Origin of the sequence: Bradyrhizobium sp. PMVTL-01, from assembly GCF_051861855.1 — a bacterium.
In the GTDB taxonomy this organism is placed as follows: Bacteria; Pseudomonadota; Alphaproteobacteria; order Rhizobiales; family Xanthobacteraceae; genus Bradyrhizobium.
This window is the reverse complement of the sequence record NZ_CP193982.1, coordinates 148,017-171,407: the sequence shown is the minus strand read 5'-3', so window position 1 is coordinate 171,407 and position 23,391 is coordinate 148,017. Positions and strand designations below refer to the sequence as shown.

23 protein-coding genes, 1 tRNA gene and 1 pseudogene are annotated in these 23,391 nt (G+C 63.6%); 11 read left to right on the top strand and 14 right to left on the bottom strand.

Translation table 11 applies throughout. The features are described 5' to 3' along the window. Window positions 1-20 precede the first annotated feature (20 nt). A complete protein-coding gene (locus ACRQ5Q_RS00775; protein ID WP_439395584.1) occupies window positions 21-1,409 on the top strand; it encodes a flavin monoamine oxidase family protein in 1,389 nt (462 codons plus the stop codon). A gap of 24 nt (window positions 1,410-1,433) precedes the next feature. Here ACRQ5Q_RS00775 and ACRQ5Q_RS00770 read toward each other — a convergent pair whose 3' ends face one another. The 4 genes from ACRQ5Q_RS00770 to pheS form a co-directional block, all read right to left on the bottom strand. Continuing rightward, a complete protein-coding gene (locus ACRQ5Q_RS00770) occupies window positions 1,434-2,204 on the bottom strand; it encodes a sulfite exporter TauE/SafE family protein (protein ID WP_439372398.1) in 771 nt (256 codons plus the stop codon). A 20-nt stretch (window positions 2,205-2,224) separates the two neighbouring features. After that, window positions 2,225-4,633 (bottom strand): phenylalanine--tRNA ligase subunit beta, encoded by a 2,409-nt coding sequence (pheT, locus tag ACRQ5Q_RS00765; protein ID WP_439395582.1) that lies wholly within the window; start codon window positions 4,631-4,633, stop codon window positions 2,225-2,227. Then, a complete protein-coding gene (locus tag ACRQ5Q_RS00760; protein WP_439395580.1) occupies window positions 4,630-5,091 on the bottom strand; it encodes an endonuclease domain-containing protein in 462 nt (153 codons plus the stop codon). Before ACRQ5Q_RS00760 ends, pheT begins: the two co-directional genes overlap by 4 nt. An 80-nt stretch (window positions 5,092-5,171) precedes the next feature. Then, window positions 5,172-6,254 (bottom strand): phenylalanine--tRNA ligase subunit alpha, encoded by a 1,083-nt coding sequence (pheS, locus tag ACRQ5Q_RS00755; RefSeq protein ID WP_439372401.1) that lies wholly within the window; start codon window positions 6,252-6,254, stop codon window positions 5,172-5,174. Window positions 6,255-6,405: 151 nt separating this feature from the next. Between pheS and ACRQ5Q_RS00750 the strand changes: the two genes are divergently transcribed. Beyond that, the gene (locus tag ACRQ5Q_RS00750) at window positions 6,406-6,831 is read left to right on the top strand and encodes a hypothetical protein (RefSeq protein ID WP_439372402.1); all 426 of its coding nucleotides are present in this window, start codon (window positions 6,406-6,408) and stop codon (window positions 6,829-6,831) included. Between the two features lie 8 nt (window positions 6,832-6,839). Here ACRQ5Q_RS00750 and rplT read toward each other — a convergent pair whose 3' ends face one another. Together rplT and rpmI are read right to left on the bottom strand one after the other, a co-directional pair. Beyond that, window positions 6,840-7,199: a 50S ribosomal protein L20 gene (rplT, locus tag ACRQ5Q_RS00745; protein ID WP_027550107.1), complete on the bottom strand. Its 360-nt coding sequence runs from the start codon at window positions 7,197-7,199 to the stop codon at window positions 6,840-6,842. 84 nt (window positions 7,200-7,283) lie between these two features. Beyond that, complete coding sequence (rpmI, locus tag ACRQ5Q_RS00740; protein ID WP_008539890.1) at window positions 7,284-7,484, bottom strand: 50S ribosomal protein L35; 201 nt, start codon at window positions 7,482-7,484, stop codon at window positions 7,284-7,286. Window positions 7,485-7,755: 271 nt separating this feature from the next. On the opposite strand from rpmI, the gene ACRQ5Q_RS00735 reads away from it, so the two are divergent. Beyond that, the gene (locus ACRQ5Q_RS00735; RefSeq protein ID WP_439372403.1) at window positions 7,756-8,160 is read left to right on the top strand and encodes a hypothetical protein; all 405 of its coding nucleotides are present in this window, start codon (window positions 7,756-7,758) and stop codon (window positions 8,158-8,160) included. A 236-nt stretch (window positions 8,161-8,396) separates the two neighbouring features. On the opposite strand, the gene infC is transcribed toward ACRQ5Q_RS00735, so the two are convergent. Beyond that, window positions 8,397-8,936, bottom strand: a complete 540-nt coding sequence (infC, locus tag ACRQ5Q_RS00730; protein ID WP_439375776.1) for a translation initiation factor IF-3 — start codon at window positions 8,934-8,936, stop codon at window positions 8,397-8,399. 251 nt (window positions 8,937-9,187) lie between these two features. Between infC and ACRQ5Q_RS00725 the strand changes: the two genes are divergently transcribed. Next, window positions 9,188-9,976, top strand: coding sequence for an alpha/beta hydrolase (locus ACRQ5Q_RS00725; protein ID WP_439395578.1), 789 nt, complete (start codon window positions 9,188-9,190; stop codon window positions 9,974-9,976). 135 nt (window positions 9,977-10,111) lie between these two features. After that, window positions 10,112-10,579, top strand: a complete 468-nt coding sequence (locus tag ACRQ5Q_RS00720) for a nuclear transport factor 2 family protein (RefSeq protein ID WP_439395576.1) — start codon at window positions 10,112-10,114, stop codon at window positions 10,577-10,579. Between the two features lie 9 nt (window positions 10,580-10,588). Here ACRQ5Q_RS00720 and ACRQ5Q_RS00715 read toward each other — a convergent pair whose 3' ends face one another. The 3 genes from ACRQ5Q_RS00715 to ACRQ5Q_RS00705 all read right to left on the bottom strand — a co-directional run bounded on the left by ACRQ5Q_RS00715 (window position 10,589) and on the right by ACRQ5Q_RS00705 (window position 13,372). Continuing rightward, a complete protein-coding gene (locus tag ACRQ5Q_RS00715) occupies window positions 10,589-11,386 on the bottom strand; it encodes an acyl-CoA thioesterase domain-containing protein (RefSeq protein ID WP_439372406.1) in 798 nt (265 codons plus the stop codon). A 169-nt stretch (window positions 11,387-11,555) separates the two neighbouring features. Beyond that, a complete protein-coding gene (gene queG, locus ACRQ5Q_RS00710) occupies window positions 11,556-12,731 on the bottom strand; it encodes a tRNA epoxyqueuosine(34) reductase QueG (RefSeq protein ID WP_439372407.1) in 1,176 nt (391 codons plus the stop codon). Then, on the bottom strand, window positions 12,680-13,372 hold the full coding sequence (locus ACRQ5Q_RS00705) for a glutathione S-transferase family protein (RefSeq protein ID WP_439395574.1): 693 nt from the start codon (window positions 13,370-13,372) through the stop codon (window positions 12,680-12,682). The genes queG and ACRQ5Q_RS00705 overlap by 52 nt, the downstream gene beginning before the upstream one ends. Before the next feature lie 169 nt (window positions 13,373-13,541). Between ACRQ5Q_RS00705 and ACRQ5Q_RS00700 the strand changes: the two genes are divergently transcribed. The 3 genes from ACRQ5Q_RS00700 to ACRQ5Q_RS00690 all read left to right on the top strand — a co-directional run bounded on the left by ACRQ5Q_RS00700 (window position 13,542) and on the right by ACRQ5Q_RS00690 (window position 16,612). Next, window positions 13,542-14,348 (top strand): undecaprenyl-diphosphate phosphatase, encoded by an 807-nt coding sequence (locus ACRQ5Q_RS00700; RefSeq protein ID WP_439372409.1) that lies wholly within the window; start codon window positions 13,542-13,544, stop codon window positions 14,346-14,348. Window positions 14,349-14,536: 188 nt separating this feature from the next. Further along, window positions 14,537-15,868, top strand: a complete 1,332-nt coding sequence (locus ACRQ5Q_RS00695; RefSeq protein WP_439395573.1) for an FAD-binding oxidoreductase — start codon at window positions 14,537-14,539, stop codon at window positions 15,866-15,868. A 3-nt stretch (window positions 15,869-15,871) separates the two neighbouring features. Next, the gene (locus tag ACRQ5Q_RS00690; protein ID WP_439395572.1) at window positions 15,872-16,612 is read left to right on the top strand and encodes an SDR family oxidoreductase; all 741 of its coding nucleotides are present in this window, start codon (window positions 15,872-15,874) and stop codon (window positions 16,610-16,612) included. Between the two features lie 162 nt (window positions 16,613-16,774). Here the strand turns inward: ACRQ5Q_RS00690 and ACRQ5Q_RS00685 are convergent, their stop codons facing one another. Beyond that, entirely contained in the window at window positions 16,775-17,740 is a 966-nt protein-coding gene (locus tag ACRQ5Q_RS00685; RefSeq protein WP_439395570.1) for a complex I NDUFA9 subunit family protein, read from the bottom strand. Window positions 17,741-17,892: 152 nt separating this feature from the next. On the opposite strand from ACRQ5Q_RS00685, the gene ACRQ5Q_RS00680 reads away from it, so the two are divergent. From ACRQ5Q_RS00680 to ACRQ5Q_RS00670, 3 genes and pseudogenes are all read left to right on the top strand, one after another. Then, window positions 17,893-17,979: transfer RNA gene (locus ACRQ5Q_RS00680), tRNA-Leu, on the top strand. An 84-nt stretch (window positions 17,980-18,063) separates the two neighbouring features. Then, window positions 18,064-19,665, top strand: coding sequence for a DUF6538 domain-containing protein (locus ACRQ5Q_RS00675; protein WP_439395569.1), 1,602 nt, complete (start codon window positions 18,064-18,066; stop codon window positions 19,663-19,665). A gap of 987 nt (window positions 19,666-20,652) precedes the next feature. Further along, window positions 20,653-20,883: pseudogene (locus ACRQ5Q_RS00670) on the top strand (transposase); the annotation flags it as partial. A 38-nt stretch (window positions 20,884-20,921) separates the two neighbouring features. Here the strand turns inward: ACRQ5Q_RS00670 and ACRQ5Q_RS00665 are convergent. The 3 genes from ACRQ5Q_RS00665 to ACRQ5Q_RS00655 form a co-directional block, all read right to left on the bottom strand. Further along, complete coding sequence (locus tag ACRQ5Q_RS00665) at window positions 20,922-21,155, bottom strand: hypothetical protein (protein WP_439395567.1); 234 nt, start codon at window positions 21,153-21,155, stop codon at window positions 20,922-20,924. A 351-nt stretch (window positions 21,156-21,506) separates the two neighbouring features. Further along, complete coding sequence (locus tag ACRQ5Q_RS00660) at window positions 21,507-21,845, bottom strand: DUF2958 domain-containing protein (protein ID WP_439395565.1); 339 nt, start codon at window positions 21,843-21,845, stop codon at window positions 21,507-21,509. A 10-nt stretch (window positions 21,846-21,855) separates the two neighbouring features. Continuing rightward, entirely contained in the window at window positions 21,856-22,983 is a 1,128-nt protein-coding gene (locus ACRQ5Q_RS00655; protein WP_439395563.1) for a PGN_0703 family putative restriction endonuclease, read from the bottom strand. Window positions 22,984-23,391: the final 408 nt, after the last annotated feature.

The window sequence follows — 23,391 nt, the reverse complement described above, 5'->3', positions numbered from 1 at the left end:
AAGTCTCCGGAAACCATGACATGACAATCACGCGCCGCGGTTTCCTTTCGGCGTCGGCGGCCCTTGCCGCGATGCCGGTCCTGCGCGCAAACGCCGCGCCCCTGCCGCGGGAGGCCGACATCGTCGTGATCGGCGCAGGTGCGGCCGGAATTGCCGCAGCGCGGCGCATCATGGCCGCCAATCGCAAGGTCGTCGTGCTGGAGGCGGCTTCGCAGGTCGGCGGCCGATGCATCACGGATACAACGACCTTCGACGTGCCGTTCGACCGCGGCGCGCGCTGGATGCACAATCCCGAGACCAACCCGATGATCCGGCTCGCGCGCAGCGCCGGGCTCGACGTGGTGCAGGCGCCGGCCGGCCAGAAGATGCGCATCGGCCGCCGCAACGCACGCGCGGGCGAGACCGAGGAATTCCTGGCGGCGCTCGTGCGCGCCAACCGCGCCATCGACGAGGCCGCGCGCGGCAAGCTCGACACCTCCTGCGCGTCGGTGCTGCCGAAGGACCTCGGCGACTGGGCCGGCGCGGCCGAGTTCATGCTGGGTGCGAGCTTTGCCGGCAAGGACTTGAAGGAGCTCTCCGCGATCGACAAGGCGCGCGCGCAGGACCGCAATGCCGCGATCGCCTGCCGCCAGGGTTTGGGCACCCTGATCACCAAGCTCGGCGAGCAGGCGCCGATCGCGTTGTCGACCCCGGCGAGCCGGATCGTCTGGAGCAACCGGGACGTCAGCGTCGAGACGCAATCCGGCAAGATCGCCGCGCGCGCCGCCGTGCTCACGGTCTCGACCAACGTGCTGACATCGGGCGCGATCAAGTTCGCGCCCGACATCCCCAGACGGACGCTGGACGCAGCATCAAAGCTCACCATGGGCAGCTACGACCACATCGTGCTGCAGCTGTCCGGCAATCCGCTCGGCCTGTCGCGCGACGACATCCTTATCGAGCAGAGCAATTCGACCCGCACGGCGCTGATGTACGCCAATATCGGCGGCTCCTCGCTGTGCGCGATCGATGTCGGCGGCTCGTTCGGGCGCGATCTCTCCGAGCAGGGCGAGAAGGCGATGGCCGCCTTCGCGAAGGAATGGATCACGAAGCTGTTCGGCAGCGAAGCGGCGGCCACCGTGCAGAAGACCAGCGCGACGCGCTGGAACGCCTCGCCTTACGTGATGGGCGCGATGTCGGCCTCCGCGCCCGGCGGCCAGCTCTCGCGAAAGATCCTGACCGAGCCGATCGGCAATGTGTTCCTCGCCGGCGAAGCCACCCACGAGACTTTGTGGGGCACCGTCGACGGTGCCTGGGAAAGCGGCGAACGCGCCGCGGATGCCGCGCTCCGCAAGATCGGCGCGATCAGGGACGAGCCGGCCGATGTGCCGACGCAGTCGACGAAGAAGCGGCGGGCACCGCGGCAGTAGGACCTCGACGCATCTCGCTCGATCTTACCGCAACACGCCGTCCAGCGCCGGTAGCCCAAAGATCACCGCCAGCGCAATCAGCGCATAGCAGATTCCGCGAAACACCTTTTCGCTGGCGCGGCCGAAAAGGGATGCACCGAAGGCGACGCCGAGGGCGTAGACCGGGCCGACGATCAGCGACAGCACCAGCGATTCGCGGCTGATCAGGCCCGTCGTCGCATAGCTGACCATCGAGAAGAAATCCGATGCGCCGAAGAACAGCAGGATGTTTGCGCGCGCGACGATCGGCGCGATCGGGCGGCCGAGCCAGTAGCCGACGATCGGCGGCCCGCCGGTCTGTGCCAGACCGCTGCAGAAGCCGGAGAGGCCGCCGATGCCGACCGAGAGCCAGGCGTGGTCCTTGCCGCGATAGCGCCAGCCCGACAGCAGCAGAAGCAGCAGCGCCGCGACGAAGCAGGAGATGATCCAGCGCGTGGTGACGGGTTCGAGCACGCTGAGGAAATAAGTGCCGACAGGCACGCCGATCAGCGCGCCCAGCACGATCACCGCGGTGGCTCTTCGGTCCGCCTTGCGCCACGCATCCGGCAGCAGCGGCGCAGCCGCGACGAAATCGATCACCAGCAGGAGCGCCGCGACCAGCCGCGGCGCCGCGATGCTGCTCGCCAGCGGCATGAAGATCAGCGCGGAGCCGAAGCCGGAGAAGCCGCGCGCGGTGCCGGAAATGAAAGCGACGGCGCAGAGCGCCGCCGCGATGGTGAGGCTGACGTCCTTCGGGAGGAAGTCGGTGATACTCATGCCCTGCTATTCCAGAGCCCTTACGCTCTCAGCGTGCCACCGGTCTTCTTGGTCACCTCCGCTACGATCTTCGCCGCGACGGCCTCGATCTCCTGATCGGTCAGGGTCTTCTCGCGCGGCTGAAGCGTGACCGCGAGCGCGATCGACTTCTTGCCGTCCTCGATGCCCTTGCCCTCGTAGACGTCGAAGACGTTGACGCCGATGATCAGCTTCTTGTCGACGCCCTGCGCGGCGCGCACGATGTCGCCGGCCTTCACGCTGCGATCGACGATGAAAGCGAAGTCGCGCGACACCGGCTGGAAGGCCGACAGCTCGATCAAGGGCTTGGCGCGGGTCGGCTTCTTCTTGGCCTCGGGAATCCGGTCGAGGATGACCTCGAACACGACAAGCGGCCCGTCGGCGCCGAGCGCCTCGAGCGCGCGCGGATGCACTTCGCCAAAATAGCCGAGCACGTTCTGCGGCCCGATCTGGATCGTGCCGGAGCGGCCCGGATGCAGCCAGCCGGGACCGCCGGAGACGATCTGCAGCGCCTGCATCGGCGCGCCGGCCGCAGACAGCACCGCCAGTGCATCGGCTTTGGCGTCGAACACATTGGCCTCTGCCGAGCCGGTCCAGTGCCGTACGAGACCTTCGGACGAAGCCAGGCCACGGCGCACGCCGCTTGCCGCCATGAACTGGTCCTGCGGGCGATCGCCCTTGAAGACTTGGCCGACTTCGAACAGCGCGACATCGCCGAAGCCGCGATCGGCATTGGCCTGCGCCGCCGCGATCAGGCCCGCGAGCAGGGTCGGGCGCATGTCGGAGAGATCGGACGCGATCGGGTTCGCCACTTCGAGCACCCGCTGGCCGCCGCCGAACAATTCGGCCGCAGGCTTGGCGATGAACGACCAGGTGACGGCCTCGACCATGCCGCGGCTCGCCAGCGCCCGTCGCGCGCGGCGGGTGCGCAGCTGTAGCGGCGTCAGCACGGGCTTGCGCGCGTCCTCGCCGCGCTCGAACGGCGTCATCGGCACCTTGTCGACGCCGAAGATGCGGACGATTTCCTCGACGATGTCGGCCTTGCCGTGCACGTCGGAGCGCCACGACGGCACTGCAACCTTCACGACCGGTCCGGGGCCCGCCATCATGAAGCCGAGATGGGTCAGGATGCGCTTCATCTCGACCTGCGGCACCTCGATGCCGGACAGGCGCTTGACCTCTGTGACGGGGAAATCGATCACGCGATCGTCCCCGAAGGCCTTGCCGACCACGACGTTCTCGGACGGTGCGCCGCCGCACATCTCCATCACCAGTTTCGTCGCGAGCTCGAGGCCGGGCACCATGAAGGCCGGATCGACCCCGCGCTCGAAGCGGTAGCGCGCATCGGAGTTGATGCCGAGCTTGCGGCCGGTCTGGGCGATGTTGATCTCGTTCCACAGCGCCGATTCGATCAGCACGTCGGTGGTGTTCTCGTCGCAGCCCGAGGCTTCGCCGCCCATGATGCCGGCGAGCGATTCGACGCCGTGCTCGTCGGCGATGACGCAAATGGCGGGATCGAGATTGTAGGTGCGGCCGTCGAGCGCCAGCAGCGTCTCGCCCTTGCGCGCGCGGCGCACCACGAGATTGCCCTTCACCTTCTTGGCGTCGAACACGTGCAGCGGACGCGCGCGGTCGTAGGTCATGAAGTTGGTGATGTCGACCAGCGCGTTGATCGGGCGCAGCCCGATCGCGGTCAGCCGCTTCTGCAGCCATTCCGGTGACGGCCCGTTCCTGACGCCGCGCACGAGGCGGAGCGCGAAGCCGGGACACAGCGTGGCGTCCTCGACCGTGACCTTCACGGGGCAGGGGAATTCGCCCTTGACCGGCTTGATCGTCGGGTCCTTGAACTTGCCCATGTCGGCGGCGGCGAGATCGCGCGCGATGCCGTGAACGCCGGTGCAGTCCTGCCGGTTCGGCGTCAAATTGATCTCGATCACGGGATCGCCGAGCGCGGCCCATTCGGCGTAAGCAGCGCCAACAGGCGCGTCCGCCGGCAATTCCATGATGCCGTCATGGTCGTTGGATATCTGCAATTCGGCCGCCGAGCACAGCATGCCCCGGCTCTCGACGCCGCGGATGGTGCCGACGCCGAGCGTGATGTCCTTGCCGGGAATGTAGGTGCCGGGCGGCGAGAACACGCTGACGAGGCCCGCACGCGCGTTCGGCGCGCCGCACACGACCTGCACGGGCGCGCCACCGTCGCCGGTGTCGACCATGCAGACGCGCAAGCGGTCCGCATTCGGATGCTGCTCGGCCGAGATCACCTTGGCGATTGTGAACGGCTTCAGCGCCTTCGCCTTGTCCTCGATGTTCTCGACCTCGAGCCCGATCATGGTGAGCTTGTCGGCGAGCTTATCGAGCGGCTCGTCGGTCTCCAGATGGTCCTTCAGCCAGGAGAGGGTGAATTTCATGGCTGTGTGCCTCGGCTCTTGTCGGTTGAATGGCTTTGGTCGGTGTCAGTGTTCTCTCCCTCGTGGGGGAGGGTCAGGGAGTGGGGTGAGCCGCGGGCTCCACCGGAAGCTGCCTGGCGGATTACCTCAACAACCCCCTCGAGGTTGGTCATCACCTGATCCTTGGTGAAGCGCAGAACCTGAAAGCCCTCGGCTGCGAAGAAAGCGTCGCGACGCTCTTCTTTCTTCTGGCGTTCCTCGAAATCGTGGGATTCTCCATCGAGCTCGATGATAAGCTTTGAGGAGAAGCACACGAAGTCGGCGATGTAGTTTCCGATGGGCGTTTGGCGACGGATGCCAACGCCATCCATGCGGTTAGCCTTCAGGTAGCGCCACAGCAGTGTTTCGGCACGCGTCATCGCTCGGCGAAGCTGTTTCGCCCGGCTGCGCTGACGCTCGCTCACAACTGCGTGCGGCATCCGCGGCTACCCCCCTCCCCGACCCTCCCCCACAAGGGGGGAGGGAACGGAGAGAGTGTTCGCGTGCGTGGGCACAAGCATCACGTGCTCAATCCCCCCGCGAGCGTCGGCACCTCGAGCGGCTTGAAGCCGTAATGGCTCAGCCAGCGGACGTCGCTGTCGAACAGCTGGCGTAGGTCGGCTATGCCGTATTTCAGCATGGCGATGCGGTCGATGCCCATGCCCCAGGCAAAGCCCTGGTACTCGTCGGGATCGATGCCGCAGGCGCGCAGCACGTTCGGATGCACCATGCCGCAGCCGAGAATCTCCAGCCAGTCCTCGCCCTCGCCGAAGCGGATCTCGCCCTTGTCGCGGCGACACTGGATGTCGACTTCCAGCGACGGCTCCGTGAACGGGAAGAACGACGGCCGGAAGCGCATGTTGATGTGATCGACTTCGAAGAACGCCTTGCAGAACTCGTGCAGGATCCATTTGAGGTGGCCGAGATGCGAGCTCTTGTCGATGACGAGGCCTTCGACCTGATGGAATTGCGGCGTGTGGGTCGCGTCAGAATCGATGCGATAGGTGCGGCCCGGGCAGATCACGCGGATCGGCGGCTTCTGGCTCAGCATGGTGCGCACCTGCACCGGCGAGGTGTGGGTCCGCAGCAGCATGCGCGAGCCGTCCTCCTTCGGATGGAAGAAGAACGTGTCGTGCATCTCGCGGGCCGGATGGCCTTCCGGGAAGTTCAGCTTGGTGAAGTTGTAGTCGTCGGTCTCGATGTCAGGACCTTCGGCCACCGAGAATCCCATGTCGGCGAAAATCGTGGTCAGCTCGTCCCAGACCTGGCTCAGCGGATGGATGCGGCCGGCATCAGTGGCCGTATCGCGCAGCGGCAGCGTCACGTCGATGGTTTCCGACGCGAGCCGCGCATCGAGCGCCGCCGCCTTCAGCACGTCGCGCCGGGCTGCGAGCGCCTGCGTGACCTTGTCCTTGGCGAGGTTGATCGCGGCGCCTTGCGTCTTGCGCTCGTCCGGCGACATCTTGCCGAGCGTGGCAAGCAGCGCCGAGATCGAGCCCTTCTTGCCGAGGGCCGCGACGCGCACCGCCTCCAGGGCGGCTTCATCGCCGGCGGCGGCGATCTGGTCGAGGATGGATGTTTCGAGCGTTGCGAGGTCGGACACAGTCAAATCCTTGGCTCTGAATTCGGCTGGGTTGTCGCCGCACGAAGGCCGTAACGTCAAGCAAAAAGCCGGTCATTTCGGGCACATGGCCGGCTGGGTTGAACCCCGCGCGGGGAGGCGGCACCAAGGGGAATACGAGGAGACCTTTGCGATGCTGTCGAGACCCTGCCTTGTCGTTCTTCCTGCCGTTCTGGCCGTCTTCCTTTCGGTCGCCGGCACCCCTGCGCGCGCCATGGTCTGCATGGAGACATCCATGACGCTGGACGAGGTCGTCGACACCATCACCAAGCAGAAGAGCTGCGAAAGCGCGATGAAGGTGTTTCAGGATTGCCAATTGACCGCGAGCGGCGATGTCCAGCTCGGCGCCGCCGTCGAAAAGAAGTGCGAGGCGGACTTCATGCCCGGCCTCAACACGGCCAAGCAGCAGGCCTACAAACGCGAGATGCGCGTCTGCGACCAGAAGTACCGGAACAAGTCCGGCACCATGTATCTCTCGTTCGCAGCTTTTTGCCGGGCGGAGGTCGCCCAGCGCTTCTCGCAGCGCGCGCTGAAGGCTGCGGGCCCGAAGGCCCGCTAGCGCGAGCCTCAAGCAGCCAGAGCGGCTTTGGCCTTCTCGGCGATCGCCTGGAACGCGGCGGGCTCGCGGATCGCGAGATCCGACAGCACCTTGCGGTCCACGGTGATGCCCGACTTGGCGAGACCGTCGATAAATCGGCTGTAGGTCAGGCCGAACGGACGGACGGCAGCGTTGAGACGCTGGATCCAGAGCGCGCGGAAGGTGCGCTTACGACGCTTGCGGTCGCGGAAGGCGTATTGCTGGGCCTTCTCCACGGCCGGCTTGGCGGCGCGGATGGTGTTCTTGCGGCGGCCGTAGAAACCCTTGGCGGCCTTGTAGACTTTCTTGTGCTTGGCGTGGGCGGTCACACCGCGTTTGACGCGAGACATGACAAAAAATCCTTCAGAGATGACTTCGGTTTCGGATCGCCGCGAAAGCTGCGGCGCGCGAGGCGGCAGTGATCGTGGACGCGATCAGGCGTTCGGCAAGAAGTACTTCTTGACGTTGTCGCCGTCGGTCTTGAACAGCACGCGGGTGCCGCGGAGCTGACGGATCTGCTTCTTCGTCCGCTTGATCATGCCGTGACGCTTGCCGCGCTGGGCGTGCATCACTTTGCCGGTGGCAGTCACCTTGAAGCGCTTTTTAGCGCCCGATTTGGTCTTCAGCTTGGGCATTTGGCTCTCCTAATGGCCATAGAGATCCGCCCGCGAAGGCGGCTGGCCGTCAAAAATGCTCGTTAGAGCGTTGATTGTGCTCAGGTTTTACGAACCAGCGCGAAACCCGCACGAAACACCGCCACGGCAGCCCTTAATCAGCCGGGCGATGAAGGCTGGGCTTATGACAGAGGACAGGCCAATTGGCAACGATGAACCGCCGAAACCGGCCCGCCGACTATTGGAAGTTGCTATCCTCATATCCAAGTCTTGTCGCTGAAGCAGGTCAAAAATGGCCCAGTCCCCTCAATTTCTGACTTCGCTGGCGGATTTCGCCCGTCCGCGCCATCTGGCGCTGTTCGCCGTCCTCGCCACGGCGGCGCTGCCGTCAACGGCCGAGGCTCGCGCCGGCGGCTATGACGGCATCTGGAACGTCACCTTCGCGACCACCCGCGGCACTTGCAGTTCGGGCTACAGCGTTCCCTTCACCGTGTCAGGCAGCCGCGTCTCGTCGGCCGGCGGCGGCCGGGTCTCGGGCCGGGTCAACCGCTCCGGCGCTGTCGCGGTCCAGGTCTCGGTCGGCGCCTCCCATGCGAGCGGCGGCGGCCGGCTCGCCGGCATGTACGGCGCCGGCTGGTGGAGGGGCATCATCTCCGGCGATTACTGCAGCGGAACCTGGCAGGCGACAAGGAGCTGACCGCCAAGCAGTAGGTGCGCTCCCTCCCCGCCTGCGGGGGAGGGTTGGGGAGAGGTGTCTCCTCTCGTGAGGACCCCCAAGAGGCGAGAGCCCTCACCCGGCGCTTCGCGCCACCCTCTCCCGCAAGCGGGAGAGGGCGCAGCAGTGCTCGCGGCTTGCACCTTGACCAAAACAAAACGGCCCGCCGGAGATCCGGACGGGCCGTTGCACTCTTAGAAAGTCCCAATGCGCTGCGGTCAGCGCGGCGCCAGCACCATGACGACCTGACGACCTTCGAACCGCGCGTCCTGCTCGACCTTGGCGAGTTCGGCGACGTCGGTCTTGATCTTGTCCAGCAGCTTGGTGCCGATCTCCTGGTGCGCCATTTCGCGGCCGCGATAGCGCAGCGTGATCTTGACCTTGTCGCCCTCTTCGAAGAACCGCTGCATCGCGCGCATCTTCACGTCGTAATCGTGGTCGTCGATCATCGGGCGGAGCTTGATCTCCTTGATCTCGACGGTCTTCTGCCGCTTGCGGGCTTCCGCGGCTTTCTTCTGAGCGGAATACTTGTATTTCCCGTAGTCCATGATCTTGCAGACGGGAGGGCTGGTATTCGGCGAAATCTCGACCAGATCCATGCCAACTTCCTGGGCCATCCGTATGGCGACGACGGTCTCGACCGTGCCTCTGTTCTCACCGGTCTGATCGATCAGCTGGATCTGCGCGTTGCGAATATCATCATTGATGCGCGGCCCGTCTTTGCTGGCAGCGGGCGGAGCTTTATTAGGACGGCGAATGGGTGGTTCTCCAAAGTTGTGAAAGAAGCGGCTATTTTGAAGGAAGATGCGGTTGCCGGCAAGCAAGTCGCTCGTGCGACGAGTGAAAAACCCTCAAATGCGAGGCATTTTGGTCACGCCCAACGGCACGTTGCTCGACATAGACACCTTGCTTCTGTTCCGCAAGCGTCCCAAAGGGACAATGCCGATATCGGGCGTGCTTGCGAAACAGGCCCAGACGGTTCAAACCGCACAGCCAGAGTAAACGTTCCATGACCGACGCAATTCCCGATGCCGCGCTCGAGTTCATCAATGTGGGCCAGGGTCCGTCCGCGCGCAGGATCGCGGTGCGCCACCGCGCCGGAAAGGGTCCCGGCCTCCTCTGGCTCGGCGGCTTCAAGTCGGACATGCAGGGCGGCAAGGCCGTCGCGCTGGACGCCTGGGCCCATGAGCATGGCCGCGCGGTGGTCCGCTTCGACTATTCCGGCCACGGCGAATCCAGCGGTGATTTCGCCGACGGAACCATCGGAAGCTGGCTCGAGGACAGCGTCGCGGTGTTCGAGCGGTTCTGCGACGGCCCGCAGGTCCTGGTCGGGTCCTCCATGGGCGGCTGGATGGCGCTCCTGCTCGCGCGCGAGATCAGGAAACGTGCAGGCAAGGCCTCACTGGCAGGCCTCGTGCTGATCGCGCCGGCGCCCGACTTCACCGAGGAACTGATGTGGAAGAAATTTCCGTCGGCGGTGAAGAAGGAGATCGAGACCAAGGGCTTCTGGCTGCGGCCGTCGGACTATGGCGACGGCTCGCCCTATCCGATCACGCGCAAGCTGATCGAGGAAGGACGCAACCATCTCGTGCTCGGCAGCGCCATCGATCTCGGCTGCCCCGTCCGTATCCTGCAGGGCGCGCAGGATCCCGACGTGCCGTGGCAGCACGCCTTTGCGCTGACGCATCGCCTGCCGGCCGACGACGTCGTGCTGACCATGATCCAGGACGGCGATCACCGCCTGTCGCGCCCGCAGGACATCGCACGCATCCTTGCCGCGGTCGCGGAGATCGGGTGAAACTGCTGCCCAATCATCGCCCGACTTGATCGGGCGATCCAGTATTCCAGAGGCGGCTGTGCTCGAACCGAGAAGCCGCTGCGTACCGGACGCCCCGGTCAAGCCGGTATGACGGAGAAATTGGGAGAAGCGCCAATGACCACCGCCGCCATGCTGCGCGCCTTTTGTGACGCCGTCGAGCAGCGCAACGGGAAAGCCTTCGCCGAACTGTTCACCGAGGATGGCGTCTATCACGACGTCTTCTATGGCGCGTTCGCAGGCCGAGAGAAGATCGCTGCAATGATCGACGACCGGTTCTATCGCACGGCGACCGATTTCCGCTGGGACATGCATGATCCCGTCACCGACGGCACCACGCTCTATGCGCGCTACACTTTCAGCTATCGTTCGACCCTGCCGGAGGCGAACGGAGCGCGGGCGATGTTCGAGGGCGTTGCGATCATGACGTTGCGTGACGGCAGGATCGCTCGGTATCACGAGGTCGCCAACACCGCGCCGGCATTCGTCGATCTGAAGTTCGCGCCGGAGCGCATTGCCAGGATCGTCGCCAAGCAGGGCGCCGAGCTGAAGGCGCGGCCGGAGATGAAGCGGCATCTGGCCTGACGGCGGAACCTACGGCGGCGACACCTTCGGCATCGGCTTGCGCTGCGCCAGCGCTGCGACCGTCGCCGTGCCGATCGGGCCCTGTTCGTCATAGAGCCAGCACTCGCCGATCGCGACGCCATCCGTCGCCTGGTGATTGACCACGTCGAAGCCGATCCAGTTCGTCACCGGCAGGCGATGCAGATAGATCGTGACGTCGCTGTTGATGTAGCCGAGCCCCTTGTCGCCGGCATTGGCAAAGGGGCTGGCGAAGTCGGCGCCCACCGCGACATGCACGAACGGCGTCATCGCAGCGCCCGCGACGAGCTCGCGCACCTCACTCATCCAGAGCCGGCGCGGGCCGAGCGAGCCCATGTGCCCGACGATGGGGCGCGTCGTCCATTTGCCGTTCATGCCGAGCCTGGGATCGGTCGGCTTCGGAATGTCTGATGGCTTCGGCACGTCCCAGTTCGGCGGCGACCAGACATTGCCATCCGGGTTCTGCGTCTTGCGCAGCAGCTGGCACGAGGCGCGCGCCATGCCGACGCCGCCGGAAACGAACTCCGCTTCGACCAGGCGGATGCGCAGTCCATCGCGGACGAGCCGCGTCGTCACCTCGATCGGCTTGTCGATGGTCGGCAGCCGGAACATGTCGACGGTGAGCCGCGCCGGCACGAATTCAGGACCGGAATGGCGTTCCTCGATGGCGAAGCCGAGCAGGCCGACGATGACGCGTCCGTGCAGCGATTTCGGGTCCCACGGACCGTTGGCGACTTCCGTCGCATGGAATGTATCGCCCTCGCGGGTGAAGAAAGGCATGTTTGTCATGGCGCGCGACTTTTGAGGCAACGCGCGGGGAAATCAAGGGTGGTGAGAGTGCGTGCCAGCCACAACACAGGTGTCATCGCCCGACTTGATCGGGCGATCCAGTACTCCGGCAAGGCAGTGATTGAGTCGAGGCGTCGCGGCGTACTGGATGCCCGGGTCACACCGAGAATTAGGAAGCGTCTCGCCACTCCCGGCGCACGCTGTCGTCGCGCTCGTTGCTCGCCGCGGCAAACTTCATCGGCTCAAACTCTTCCCGCGAGACCAGCTGCGCCAGCGCCCACACCGCAGCGCCACGCACCAGCGCGCTCTCGTCACTCAGCAGTCGCCGCGCCTCTTCCGCCAGCGCCACCTCGCCGGAGTTGCCTATCGCAATCAGCACGTTGCGCAAGAACCGGTCGCGGCCGATGCGCTTCACCGGCGACTTCGTGAACAGCGCACGAAATGCGGCATCGTCGAGCCGTGCCAGCCCAGCGAGATCAGGTGCGCGCAATTCGTCACGCGCCGCGAGCTTGGCCTCGCGTCCCTCCTGCGCAAACTTGTTCCAGGGGCATGCCGCGAGGCAATCGTCGCAGCCATAGATGCGATTGCCGATGCTTTTGCGAAACTCGTGCGGGATCGGTCCCTTGTTCTCGATGGTGAGATACGAGATGCAGCGCCGAGCATCGAGCTTGTAGGGCGCGGGGAACGCCGCAGTCGGGCAGATGTCGAGACACGCCCGGCACGAGCCGCAATGGTCGATCTCGGCATCGTCGCGCGGCAGCTCCAGCGTGGTGTAGATCGCGCCGAGGAACAGCCAGGAGCCGAACTCGCGCGAGACCAGATTGGTGTGCTTGCCCTGCCAGCCCAGATGCGCGGCCTGCGCCAGCGGCTTCTCCATCACGGCCGCGGTGTCGACGAACACTTTCACGTCGCTTGGCGCAGTCGCGACCAGCCAGCGCGCCAGCGCCTTCAGCCGCTTCTTGATGAGATCGTGATAGTCGTCGCCCTGCGCGTAGACCGAGATTGCCGCGCGCGTGCGCTGGGTCAGGATCGCCAGCGGATCGGAGTCGGGGCCGTAATTGACGCCGAGCATGATCACGCTGCGCACGTCGGCCCACAGCCCGCGCGGATCGACCCGGCGCTCCGGCTGTGCCGCGAGCCAGTCCATGTCGCCGTGTCCGCCTGAGGCGATGAATTCGAGGAAGTGCTTTCCGGCAGCTTCGATCGTGCCCGGTGCCGTGACGCCGATGCAGTCGAAGCCGAGCGCGCGCGCCTCGCGCGTGAGTTGCGCCTTCAGTTCAGTCGGGTCGGAGTTCAGAAATCCAGGTCCACGTAGGTCCGCGACGCCGGCACGCCGGCCAGCCATTCGCTCAGCAGCGGACGGAACGAGGGGCGGGATTTCACCCGCGCGTACCACGCCTTTGCTGCGTCGTCCTCGCTCCATGGCACGTCGCCCAGATAGTCGATCGCCGAGAGATGCGCCGCGGCGGCGAGATCCGCGTAGGTGAGCCGGTCGCCGGCGAGGAAGTTACGCGTCTGCGCCAGCCAGCCGATATAGGCGAGATGATAGCGCACGTTGGCCTTGGCCGCGCGCATCACGTCGGCCGAGGGCGGCCCGCCGCCATTCTCCTCGCTCATGAAGCGCTTGTAGATGCGCTCTGTGACGAGAGGGTGCGAGACCTCCTCGAAGAACTTTTCGTTGAACCAGGCCATCAGCCGGCGCACCTCGACGCGCTCGAAGGTCGTCTCCGGCATCAGGCGCTTGGGTCCCATCCCCCCGCCATAGGCCTCGTCGACATATTCGGCGATGATGGCCGCGCCCGGGATCGGCGGCTGCTCGTCGTCCACCAGGACCGGCGTCGTTCCCGCCGCATTGAGCAGCAGAAATGCCTCGCGCCGTTCCCAGGTGCGCTCTTCAACCAGCTTGAGGTCGAGCCCGTATTCGCCCGCGATCAGGCGGATGAAGCGCGAATGCGGGCAGAACGGATGATGAAACAGCGTAAACATGAAACCTTTGACTATTTGATGGTGCTTAAGAATCCATCAACGTTTGTGCGGCGCCACACTAGTCCTTCAAACCCGCGAAGCAAGAGCGTGATGGCGCATTTTGCGATTGCAGCATTGGGGGGAATAGGCGAGAAGAGCCCCGCTTTTCCAGCCGAAATGGACCGTAAATATGTCGGATGCAATACGGGCAGTGATCCTCGGCATCATCGAGGGTGTGACCGAGTTCCTTCCCGTGTCCTCGACCGGCCACCTTCTGCTCGCCGAGCGTTTCTTCCATCTTGGTGAAGGCGCCTTCTGGGATTCATTTACCGTTCTGATCCAGCTGGGTGCGATCCTCGCGATTGTCGGGCTGTATTTCAGGAAGCTCTGGGATGTCGCGATCGGCATGTTCACGGGCGATGCTTATGCGCGCCGCTTCGTCATCGGCGTGCTGGTGGCGTTTCTGCCCGCTGTCGTCATCGGCCTCGTTGCCGGCAAATACATCAAGAGCGTGCTGTTCAACCCCTGGGTCGTCTGCTTCACGCTGATCGTCGGCGGCGCCATCCTGCTCTGGGTCGACAGGCTCGACCTCAAGCCGCGCGAGCACGATGCCACCAGGTTCCCGCTGCTGATGTATCTCTATATCGGCATCGCGCAGTGCGTGGCGATGATCCCGGGCGTGTCGCGCTCCGGCGCCAGCATCGTCGCGGCAATGCTGCTCGGCGCCGACAAGCGCGCGGCGGCGGAGTTCTCGTTCTTCCTCGCCATTCCCACCATGATCGGCGCGTTCGCCTACGACTTCTATAAGAACCGCTCCGAGATGACGATGGACCACATGGGCATCGTCGCGATCGGCTTCGTCGTGTCGTTCATCACGGCCGTCATCGTGGTGAAGACGTTTTTGACCTATGTCACCCGCCACGGTTTCGTGGTGTTCGCCTGGTGGCGAGTCATCGTCGGCACGCTCGGCCTGATCGCGCTGGCGCTGGGGCGGTAGCAATCCATGGTCGGGGCGCTGCCGACCGAAGCTCTCGGTTTCAGCTCTCCCCGCAAGGGGACCGCAAGGGGAGAGGTGGACGCCGGCAACAGCGGCAAACTCACCATGCGCCTTCAACGCAAAATAAGCTTTTGACCGGTAGGCAGTTTCGAGCGCAGGGCGGCCCCGCCCGGCACAGGAGCTGAACCATGACCCTCGTCTCCGGCTGGGGACGCTTCCCGGTCGTTGATACCGATCTGCTGCGTCCGCGGTCGTTCGAGGCGGTGGGCGAGGCCGTCGGTGATGTGACGGGCTCGGTGGCGCGGGGCAACGGCCGCGCCTATGGCGATGCCGCGATCGGAACTGCCAGGACCGTGGCGATGACCGGCTTCGACCGGATCAGGTGGTTCGATACCGCAAGCGGGCGCATTCGCCTCGAGGCCGGCGTGCTGCTGTCCGACCTGATCGACACTTTTGGTCCGCGCGGCTTCCTGCCTTTCGTTGTTCCCGGCACGCGCTTCGTCTCGATCGGCGGCGCCATTGCGTCCGACGTGCACGGCAAGAACCATCATTGCGAAGGCGGCTTCGGCCGCTATGTCGACAGCATCCTGCTGCTCACCGGTGAGGGCGAAACCATCGAGGTCTCGCGCGAGCAGAACTCCGATGCCTTCTTCGCGACCGTCGGAGGCATGGGCCTCACCGGCGTGATCCTTGAAGCAACGATGCGGCTGCGGCGGGTCGAAACGGGATGGATCCGCGAGCGGGTGATCGCCGCATCCGATCTCGAGGCGGCGATGCGCGCGCTCGATGCAGGCGATGCCGCGACCTATTCGGTGGCGTGGATCGATTGCGTGGCGCGCGGGCGCGACCTCGGCCGTTCACTGATCAATCTCGGCGAGCACGCCGGCAAGGATGAGCTTGCCGAAGGTGCCGAGGCATTTCCGGTCGGCAAAGGTCTCGGCCTCGGCGTGCCGATCGATTTGCCGTCGATGACGCTGAACCGCTACAGCATCCGCGCCTTCAACGAGCTCTACTACCGCATGGGCGCGCGGCGCGCCGGCGGCAGCCATGTGGTCTCGCTCTATCCCTATTTCTTCCCGCTCGACAGCGTTGCCGACTGGAATCGCATCTATGGCAGCCGCGGTTTCCTGCAACACCAATGCGTGATCCCGGAGGCCGGCGCCCGCGACGTGCTCGGCGACATCCTCGATCGCGTCGCGCGGCGCGGCGATGCCTCCTTCCTCGCCGTGCTCAAGAGGCTCGGCCATGGCGACGGCCTCCTGTCGTTTCCGCTGCCCGGCTACACGCTGGCGCTGGATTTTCCGGTGAAGGGCGACATTCTGAGCTTCCTCGACGAGATCGACCGTCTGGTCGTCGCAGCCGGCGGCCGGCTTTATCTCGCCAAGGACGCGCGCCAGTCGCGCACCACGTTCGAGGCTGGTTATCCTGCTCTGCCGCGCTTCAACGCGATCCGCAAATCGCTCGATCCCAAAGGCAACATCCGCTCGAAGCTTTCACAACGCCTGTTCGATGAGGTCTAGGCCATGACGTCACGCAAGTCCGTTCTGGTGCTGGGTGGCTCCTCCGACATCGGCCGCGCCGCGGCGCGCGCCTTTGCCAGGGCAGGCTACGACGTCGGTCTCGCGGGCCGTGACGTCACCGCGCTGGAGCCTGACGCCGCCGATCTGCGCGCGCGCTACAGTGTCGATGTCGGTGTCCACAGGTTCGACGTGCTCGACACGGCCTCCTTCGAGGGCTTTGTCGGCAGTCTCCCTGCGCTGCCTGATGTCGTCATCTCGATCGTCGGACTGCTCGGCACGCAGGAGAGCGCGCAGAGCGATCTCGCCCAGGCCACCACGATCATGCGCTCCAATTACGAGGGGCCGTCGCTGATCCTCGGCCTGTTCGCGGAAAAGTTCCTGGGCCGCGGCAGCGGTACGCTCGTCGGCGTGTCGTCGGTCGCCGGCGATCGCGGCCGCGCCTCCAACTATGTCTATGGCTCGGCCAAGGCCGGCTTCTCGGCGTTTCTCTCGGGCCTGCGCGCCCGTGCCAGCCGCGGCGGCGTGCACGTCGTCACGGTGAAGCCCGGCTTCGTCCGCACCAGGATGACCGAAGGCATGAAGCTGATCGGCCCGCTCACCGTCGAGGCGCCGGTCGTGGGCGATGCGATTCTCGCTGCCGTCCAGAACAAGACCGACGTCGTCTATGTCAGCGGCAAATGGCGCCTCGTGATGCTGATCATCAAGACGCTGCCCGAAGCGGTGTTCAAGAAGCTGAAGTTTTGAGGTGTCGCCGCGCTGACGGTACGCCCCCTCGCCCCGTTCTTACGGGAGAGGGTTGGGGTGAGGGGCCTCTCTCTACACGTGCGGCCTTCGTGAGACCTGTACCCCTTTACCCGATCGCTTCGCGATCGAACCTCTCCCGCAAGCGGGAGCGGTGAACCCAACTCACACGCTCATGCGCTGGAACTGACCGGCCGCGCGGAAGCGCCAGAGATATTGCGGGGCGATCGCCTCCAGCGAATCGGCTGATATGCCGAGGCCTTCCAGCGTGAGCCCGGCCGCCTTCGCCGCATCGGACACGATATTGTCGCGCCCGAGCAGCGTGACCTGGTCCGGCGTCAGCTTGAACGCGCCGGGGGCGAATTGCAGGAAGGTGGCCTGGAAGCGGGCGAGGCCGAACGACAGCGGCACCAGCATGCGCTTGCGGTCGGTGATCGCCAGGATCGCCTCGATGATCTCGCGCATGGTCAGCACTTCCGGCCCGCCGAGCTCGTAGGTCGCGCCGGCCCTGGCCTTGCCGTCCACGGCATCCGCGATCGCGGTGGCGACGTCGCCGACATAGACCGGCTGCATCTTCGTGTCGCCCCCGATCAGCGGCAGCACCGGCGACATCCGGGCCAGGGCGGCAAAGCGGTTGGTGAACTGGTCCTCCGGGCCGAACATCACGGAAGGGCGGAAGATCGTGGCCGAGGGCACCGCAGCCAGCACCGCCGCCTCGCCGGCCGCCTTGGCCCTGGCGTAGTGCGAGGGCGATTCGGCGTCGGCGCCGATCGCCGAGACATGCACCAGTTGCGCGCCGGCGGCCGCGGCCGCCCTGGCGACGGTCTCGGCGCCCTTGGCCTGGACGGCGTCGAAGGTCTGCGCGCCGCTTTCGGCCAGGATGCCGACCAGATTGATCACGACGTCCGAATCACGCAGCGCCGCCTCGACCGAGGCCGGATAGCGCAGATTGGCCTGCACGACATGGACCTGCCCGACCTTGCCGGACGGCTGCAGGTAGCCGGCCAGTTCCGGCCGCCGCACCGCAACACGGACCCGGTAATCCCGCCGGCACAGCGCGCGGACGACATTCCGGCCCAAAAACCCCGATCCGCCGAAAACCGTGACGAGAGTTTCCAGATTCGATGCCATGAGATCTATTCCTGGGGTCCATTCCTGCGGGAAGATTGCGTAATATCAGGCTTGTATCGGGCCGGTTTGCGATGCGCAATCGGCATCACAACGCATGAATTGACAACGGCGTCACCGAACCGTAGTAACCGCCTCCGTGCCCCAAACGGCATGCCCAGGTGGTGGAATTGGTAGACGCGCTGGCTTCAGGTGCCAGTGGCTTAACGGCCGTGAAGGTTCGAGTCCTTTCCTGGGCACCACCGCTCTTCTAAGAGCGTGAAATCCAAAGCAATTAGCGAAATCAACGGCTTACCCGCTCCTCAGTGGTACAGAAGAGTGGTACAATGCCGTTAGCTATGTCGCGTCCGTGGAAGCACCCCAAAACTGGAATCTATCAGCTTCGGAGAGCCGTTCCGGAGGATCTGCGTAAGCTTGTTGGCAAGCGCGAGGAAAAGGTAAGCCTCCAGACGCGCGATCCTGCAGAGGCAAAGGTGCGGCATGCGAAAGCGCTTGCCGAGCTCGAAGCTCGCTGGGCGAATTTGCGCGCTGGCCCGGTGCCTCTGACCGAGCGAGAAGCGCACCGTTTTGCCATGGTCGCCTATGAGCGATGGCTGGAGCAGTACAGGGATAACCCAAGCCAGCAGACCAACTGGGATACCGTTGCTGGGGCACGCCTATTTGGCCCCCCACAGACCAGGGAGGAGATCCTGGCTGCGTCTCAACGGGCGTTGGTCGGCGCCCCGGAGCTGCCCGAGGACAAGGTCTTCCGGATGGAGCAAGCGTGTTTGGACGCTGCAAACGGCTATCTGACGAGCAACGGGATTATCGTCGACGATCAGAACCGCCGAACCATGGCCCGCGCACTGGGCGCTGCCATTCAGCGTGCAAGTTTGACTTTGGCGAAGCTCGCAAGAGGGGAAGGCGAAGGCTCGCCACTACCTCAGGTGATTCGGTTCCCGGAATGGTCGGCACGGGCTGAGCAGGCGAAGAATGATGCCAACAGCGCCGCCTCCGACGATTCACTATCGGCACTGGTCGAGCATTGGTGGAAGGAGGCGAAGGCTGCTGGTCGCAAGCAGAGCACCTACGAGAGCTACCGCAACACTGTGGCAAAGCTAGTGGGGTTTCTGAAGCATGACCAAGCGAGCCGCGTGACGCCGCAGGACATTGTTCGGTACAAGGATCACAGGCTTCAAGGCGGCGCCAGCGCGAAGACGGTCAAGGATAGTGACCTCGCGGGGCTAAAGATGGTTTTTGGCTGGGCAGTCATGAATCGACGGATGGCCAGCAATCCTGCCGAAGGACTTACCATTAAGGTCGGCAAGTCACGCAAGCTCAGGTCGAAGGGCTTTTACGACCAGGAGGCATCCGCCATTCTCAAATACGCGCGGAGTTTTGCGGGCGGAAGGGAGGCGCCGAAGCTGGCAGCAGCCAAACGGTGGGTGCCATGGTTGTGCGCCTTCACGGGGGCGCGGGTTGGCGAGATGCTTCAGCTTCGCAAGGAGGATGTTCGACGCGAGGGCAAGCATTGGGTCGTGCGCGTGACGCCCGAAGCTGGCCCCGTGAAGACGGACGAAGCCAGAGACGTCGTACTGCACCGGCAAATCATTGAGGAAGGCTTCTTGGAGTTCTACGAGAACTCAAAGAGCGGCTATATCTTCATAGACCCTAAAGCCGGCGACCTTGGCGTCCGCAAGGCGGTGAAGACCGCGCGAAATAAGGTCAATGCTTTCGTGCGTGAGGTTGTGAAGGACCCAAACGTAGATCCGAGTCACGGCTGGCGTCATCGCTTCAAGACTGTCGGCATTGAACAGGAGGTGGCCATGCGCGTGCTCGATGCCATACAGGGGCATGCGCCGCGCAACGCTTCGGAGGACTATGGAGATGTAACCATCACCGCCAAGGCAAAGGCCATCGGACGATTCCCAAACATCAACGTCAGCTAGGTAGCATTTCGCCAGAGCAACCTTGCACCACGAATCCGAGTGCCGGACGTTCGAATCAGTCGGGGATCGCGAAAATGCGGAGTGAGATCACGCCCCACCGAACGTCGCAGAGATCGTGAAGGCCGCTAAATGGAGTGGTTGCGCCTGCTGACCGATCTAGTTTGGTAACGAGGGTGAGAGTCCCTCCCTCTCCGCCACGTCTTCGAGGACATTGGGGAACCACAGCGAAATTGGCTATTCGCTTAGAACCGGTGAATTTCTTTGTAGCACTCTTGTGGAGCACCAGCATATACCGGCCCTTACGGGCCCGTGACTCACCCGGATCCTTGCCCTCGTCGAAAATGTCCGGGGTGTTTTCGACTTCGAAGCAGGTCCAATGCGTCGCAAATTGGCCTCCCAATCAGGCCTCGGGATCTCGCTTTCAATAGGCGGTAACGATGGTCCTGCCAGGCAGGCTCGCACTGTGACTCAAACCTGGCTCAGCACAAATTTTATTGTTTCGCTCCGACGATCTAATTCTGACGTGGCAACTTCGCTGCTCGGACTACCTTACCTTTTCCAGAGCAATTTTGCAGTGTGCCGCTCAGGTGCTCTGCCAATAAAGTTGCCAGCAGCGAGACGCAACAGCCCGAAGTGGGGCGACGCCAACCGCGGACCGATGTTGCGGATCACACAATTTTAGTCATAGAACGATTTGGCTAAAGTGTCAGGAGTTTGCCTAGGTTGTGGCGTCAAGGTTCGGCGTGCTAACGCCAGCCGACGATTTGGGCGCCAAGGATGCCTATGTATAAGCTAGGAGATCCAAGCAATGGAAGGCGGCGAGACGGTCACCTGGCTTCGAGTATCAACTAGCCGGGTCATCAAAACCTTTATCGACGCTCTTGCTCGAAGTCATCACTGGCACAAGGTCTTTCTGGTTAGTCCCTGGATTTCGGATTTTGGAGCCGATGCAGGCATGACGTATGGCCAGCTTCTAAAGCGGCTGCGCCGGGCCACAAGATCTATCCCTATCTGCTGCGCAACATGACGATCGACCGGCCAAACCAGGTGTGGGCGGCCGACATCACGTATCTGCCCATCGGCCGCGGCTTTCTTTATCTCGTCGCCATCATCGACTGGGCGAGCCGTGCGGTTCTGGCGTGGCGGTTGTCGAACACGATGGACGTCTCGTTCTGCGTGGCGGCTCTGGAAGAGGCGCTGGCGAAGTACGGCACGCCGGGCGGCGCTGGACATGAAGATGCAGCGCCAGAAGTTAGCTAGAAGTTACAGTACCAGAAGCGCGGGGGCGTATCGACTTGGTCGACGGGCACGCCTTTTCTGCGAGGCGACCACCACTCCGCGCCTGAATGGAGGATGCGATAGTCAGAGCCTCGGTGCGCGTCAGGCTCTGGCTCGAGGAAGATGCGATCGGCGGTGAGACGCGTGATGGAGGCATAGCCGTGCGAGCCACGCCCGGTCCAGAAATAGACCATGTCTCCGATTGAGTACACTACGAAGCCTCCGGAGAAGGCCCACGGCAACAGTGAGCGGTCTCGGTCCGGTCTGCTGGGTTACTTCGGAGACCGCTCTGCAAGTAGGCCGGTCCCGAGCGGCGAGCTTGACGGTCGTACATGACAAAGCCCAAGGTGAATTGATCTTCTCGAGATTGGTCACCCGGGAATTCAGTCAATATGGCGCTGTCTACACGGATAAAAAAGCGCTTGGCCGTTGCTCTGTGACCTTGACTGCCTAATGCTCATAGTTCGGCTCACAAGCTCGAGCGAAAGGCGCTGGGCATCGAGGGGCCCAGCACCTTGATCATGCCTACTAGGCCTTCGGAGGCTAACACCTTCGGGGGACGACTATGCAACGATTCTACCTAGAGACCGCGCGTCTTCGGCGTACGCCGACAACGGCTTCTCAGGAATGAAATACGCGTCGCGCTCGATGGGTAAGCCAAGCGGGCCGCGGAGCTCGGACAGTTCAGCGAGGGAAACGTAGCCGAGTTCCGGGCAGCCGAGGCCAAGGTCGCACAATCCGAAGAGGCGGTCGGGATCGTCTGGATCGACTTCAGTGATAAGCCACGTCGCCTGTGCGTCTGGTGTAAATAGTTTTGCCACCGGCATATGGTCGCCGCCGTTGATTGCGTTGACCAGAAGTTGGACGCGGTCAGCCACAGTGAGGAGATCGACGCTAGACATCAGTCCCTCCTCACTCGTTTGCGTTTGATGAAGGGTTGGGCGAGCTCGATCGGCGACGTCGAGTTGTCCGCGCCTTCCGGACTGCTTCGGGCTCGCCAATGAAGTTAACGAGACACGCAGTGTCCGGAAATTCATTCATGGCGAGGTGATAGACGCGGTCGAAATCGCAGTACCGGGCCCAGAGCTTACCGGCCATTTCGGAAGCGCCAGCCTTGTCGAGTTCCTTGATGACAGCTTCTAGATCAAGGGACCGAAAGTCGACGCGATCGCTTTTCTCTTCATCAATATCGAGCAATTCACTGCGGTAGACGCGGCAGGCGGCATTCACGCGACGGTTGAGCTTAGGAGCTATGGTTATGAACTTGGCTTGGGTCGTAATGCCGTGATCGACAGCCAGTTGAGCGGTCATGTGCTCTCTCCAAAGCTGGTCAAGGGCGAGAGACCGTAGCAACTGGCTGTCAGGATCCTTGAAGAGCCCAACCTGGATTGATGCTTCATCATAACGGGGGCGGAGCCGTGCGGCGGGGCCCGTCATATCCTCCGAATATTTTACCTCGATGTAGACCGTTGCCTCTTCACCGTCAGGTGTGATGACGTTCATCGCGAGATCGAAGGCGGTTCCATCCGAGAGAAACCGGTCTTCGTGGCGGCCAGGCGAGTGCTCGAAGCGGATCCTCTCGACTGTATCCACGAAGTTCGGAAGAAGGACGCGGAAGACGGCGGTGGCGAGACGAAGGTCGATGACCATTGGTCCAAACAGGTTGAAGACCAATGGCATCGAGCTCAGCGCATTTCTGAAAAGACGGTCCTCATCGATCATGGCTCCTTCCTCGCGCATGATCAGCTCGTGGCGCACCAGGCCATGAATGGCCGGCGACATGAAGTTTTTACCGGCTTCGGCGGCTTCGGCGCTCAGGCAGGAGCCGATGTCCATCGTAATGGCATCTTCCCCAGTTCCTTGAACATGAATACCGGTCGGAATTTTGTGGTCAGTTAGCCAGAGGTACTGCAGCAAGCGAGCTGCGCGGCGGAAGCGGGTATCGATCTCGAAATGAACGTTATGGCGCCGAACGATGTGTTCGGGAATGAGCGGAACGCGAGAGAGGGGCTTAACGTCCGCGAGGGATGAAGTCTGCATATGAACCTCGTTGGCTGGGATTGCCAAAGAGATTCAGGGCCGGACGAGAATAGTTGCGGGCTTTTGTAAAAATGCAGGCGTCAGTGGCGGCGCAAGAAGCTTGAGCTTCGTGCCTGGTGCTAGAGGCAAGAGTAGGGAGAGTAGGGAGAGTAGGGAGAGTAGGGAGAGTAGGGAGCGGCGCCGGTGGCGCCGGGTGTAGGTAAGGGGGGCCTATTAAAAAATATATCTTCTTCACCAGTCTCCAATCAGTTAGTGCACGCCTATTCTCGCGCCACGGGGTGAGCATTGCCTGCTGCGCCCAGCGGACGCGCCTGGATTGGAAGAGGGGTGTTGCGCGCGGTGAATTTAGTAGAACGACAACGGACGTAAAGATTAGTGGCGATATCTGCTGACAGCCTCTGCTAATTG

What these genes read in the sequence shown, in the direction of transcription:
- ACRQ5Q_RS00775 (WP_439395584.1), top strand. Translation starts at nt 21, where the DNA reads ATGACAATCACGCGCCGCGGTTTCCTTTCGGCGTCGGCGGCCCTTGCC.
- ACRQ5Q_RS00770 (WP_439372398.1), bottom strand. Translation starts at nt 2,204, where the DNA reads ATGAGTATCACCGACTTCCTCCCGAAGGACGTCAGCCTCACCATCGCG.
- pheT (WP_439395582.1), bottom strand. Translation starts at nt 4,633, where the DNA reads ATGAAATTCACCCTCTCCTGGCTGAAGGACCATCTGGAGACCGACGAG.
- ACRQ5Q_RS00760 (WP_439395580.1), bottom strand. Translation starts at nt 5,091, where the DNA reads ATGCCGCACGCAGTTGTGAGCGAGCGTCAGCGCAGCCGGGCGAAACAG.
- ACRQ5Q_RS00750 (WP_439372402.1), top strand. Translation starts at nt 6,406, where the DNA reads ATGCTGTCGAGACCCTGCCTTGTCGTTCTTCCTGCCGTTCTGGCCGTC.
- rplT (WP_027550107.1), bottom strand. Translation starts at nt 7,199, where the DNA reads ATGTCTCGCGTCAAACGCGGTGTGACCGCCCACGCCAAGCACAAGAAA.
- rpmI (WP_008539890.1), bottom strand. Translation starts at nt 7,484, where the DNA reads ATGCCCAAGCTGAAGACCAAATCGGGCGCTAAAAAGCGCTTCAAGGTG.
- ACRQ5Q_RS00735 (WP_439372403.1), top strand. Translation starts at nt 7,756, where the DNA reads ATGGCCCAGTCCCCTCAATTTCTGACTTCGCTGGCGGATTTCGCCCGT.
- ACRQ5Q_RS00725 (WP_439395578.1), top strand. Translation starts at nt 9,188, where the DNA reads ATGACCGACGCAATTCCCGATGCCGCGCTCGAGTTCATCAATGTGGGC.
- ACRQ5Q_RS00720 (WP_439395576.1), top strand. Translation starts at nt 10,112, where the DNA reads ATGACCACCGCCGCCATGCTGCGCGCCTTTTGTGACGCCGTCGAGCAG.
- ACRQ5Q_RS00715 (WP_439372406.1), bottom strand. Translation starts at nt 11,386, where the DNA reads ATGACAAACATGCCTTTCTTCACCCGCGAGGGCGATACATTCCATGCG.
- queG (WP_439372407.1), bottom strand. Translation starts at nt 12,731, where the DNA reads ATGGCTGGCCGGCGTGCCGGCGTCGCGGACCTACGTGGACCTGGATTT.
- ACRQ5Q_RS00705 (WP_439395574.1), bottom strand. Translation starts at nt 13,372, where the DNA reads ATGTTTACGCTGTTTCATCATCCGTTCTGCCCGCATTCGCGCTTCATC.
- ACRQ5Q_RS00700 (WP_439372409.1), top strand. Translation starts at nt 13,542, where the DNA reads ATGTCGGATGCAATACGGGCAGTGATCCTCGGCATCATCGAGGGTGTG.
- ACRQ5Q_RS00695 (WP_439395573.1), top strand. Translation starts at nt 14,537, where the DNA reads ATGACCCTCGTCTCCGGCTGGGGACGCTTCCCGGTCGTTGATACCGAT.
- ACRQ5Q_RS00690 (WP_439395572.1), top strand. Translation starts at nt 15,872, where the DNA reads ATGACGTCACGCAAGTCCGTTCTGGTGCTGGGTGGCTCCTCCGACATC.
- ACRQ5Q_RS00685 (WP_439395570.1), bottom strand. Translation starts at nt 17,740, where the DNA reads ATGGCATCGAATCTGGAAACTCTCGTCACGGTTTTCGGCGGATCGGGG.
- ACRQ5Q_RS00675 (WP_439395569.1), top strand. Translation starts at nt 18,064, where the DNA reads ATGCCGTTAGCTATGTCGCGTCCGTGGAAGCACCCCAAAACTGGAATC.
- ACRQ5Q_RS00660 (WP_439395565.1), bottom strand. Translation starts at nt 21,845, where the DNA reads ATGTCTAGCGTCGATCTCCTCACTGTGGCTGACCGCGTCCAACTTCTG.
- ACRQ5Q_RS00655 (WP_439395563.1), bottom strand. Translation starts at nt 22,983, where the DNA reads ATGCAGACTTCATCCCTCGCGGACGTTAAGCCCCTCTCTCGCGTTCCG.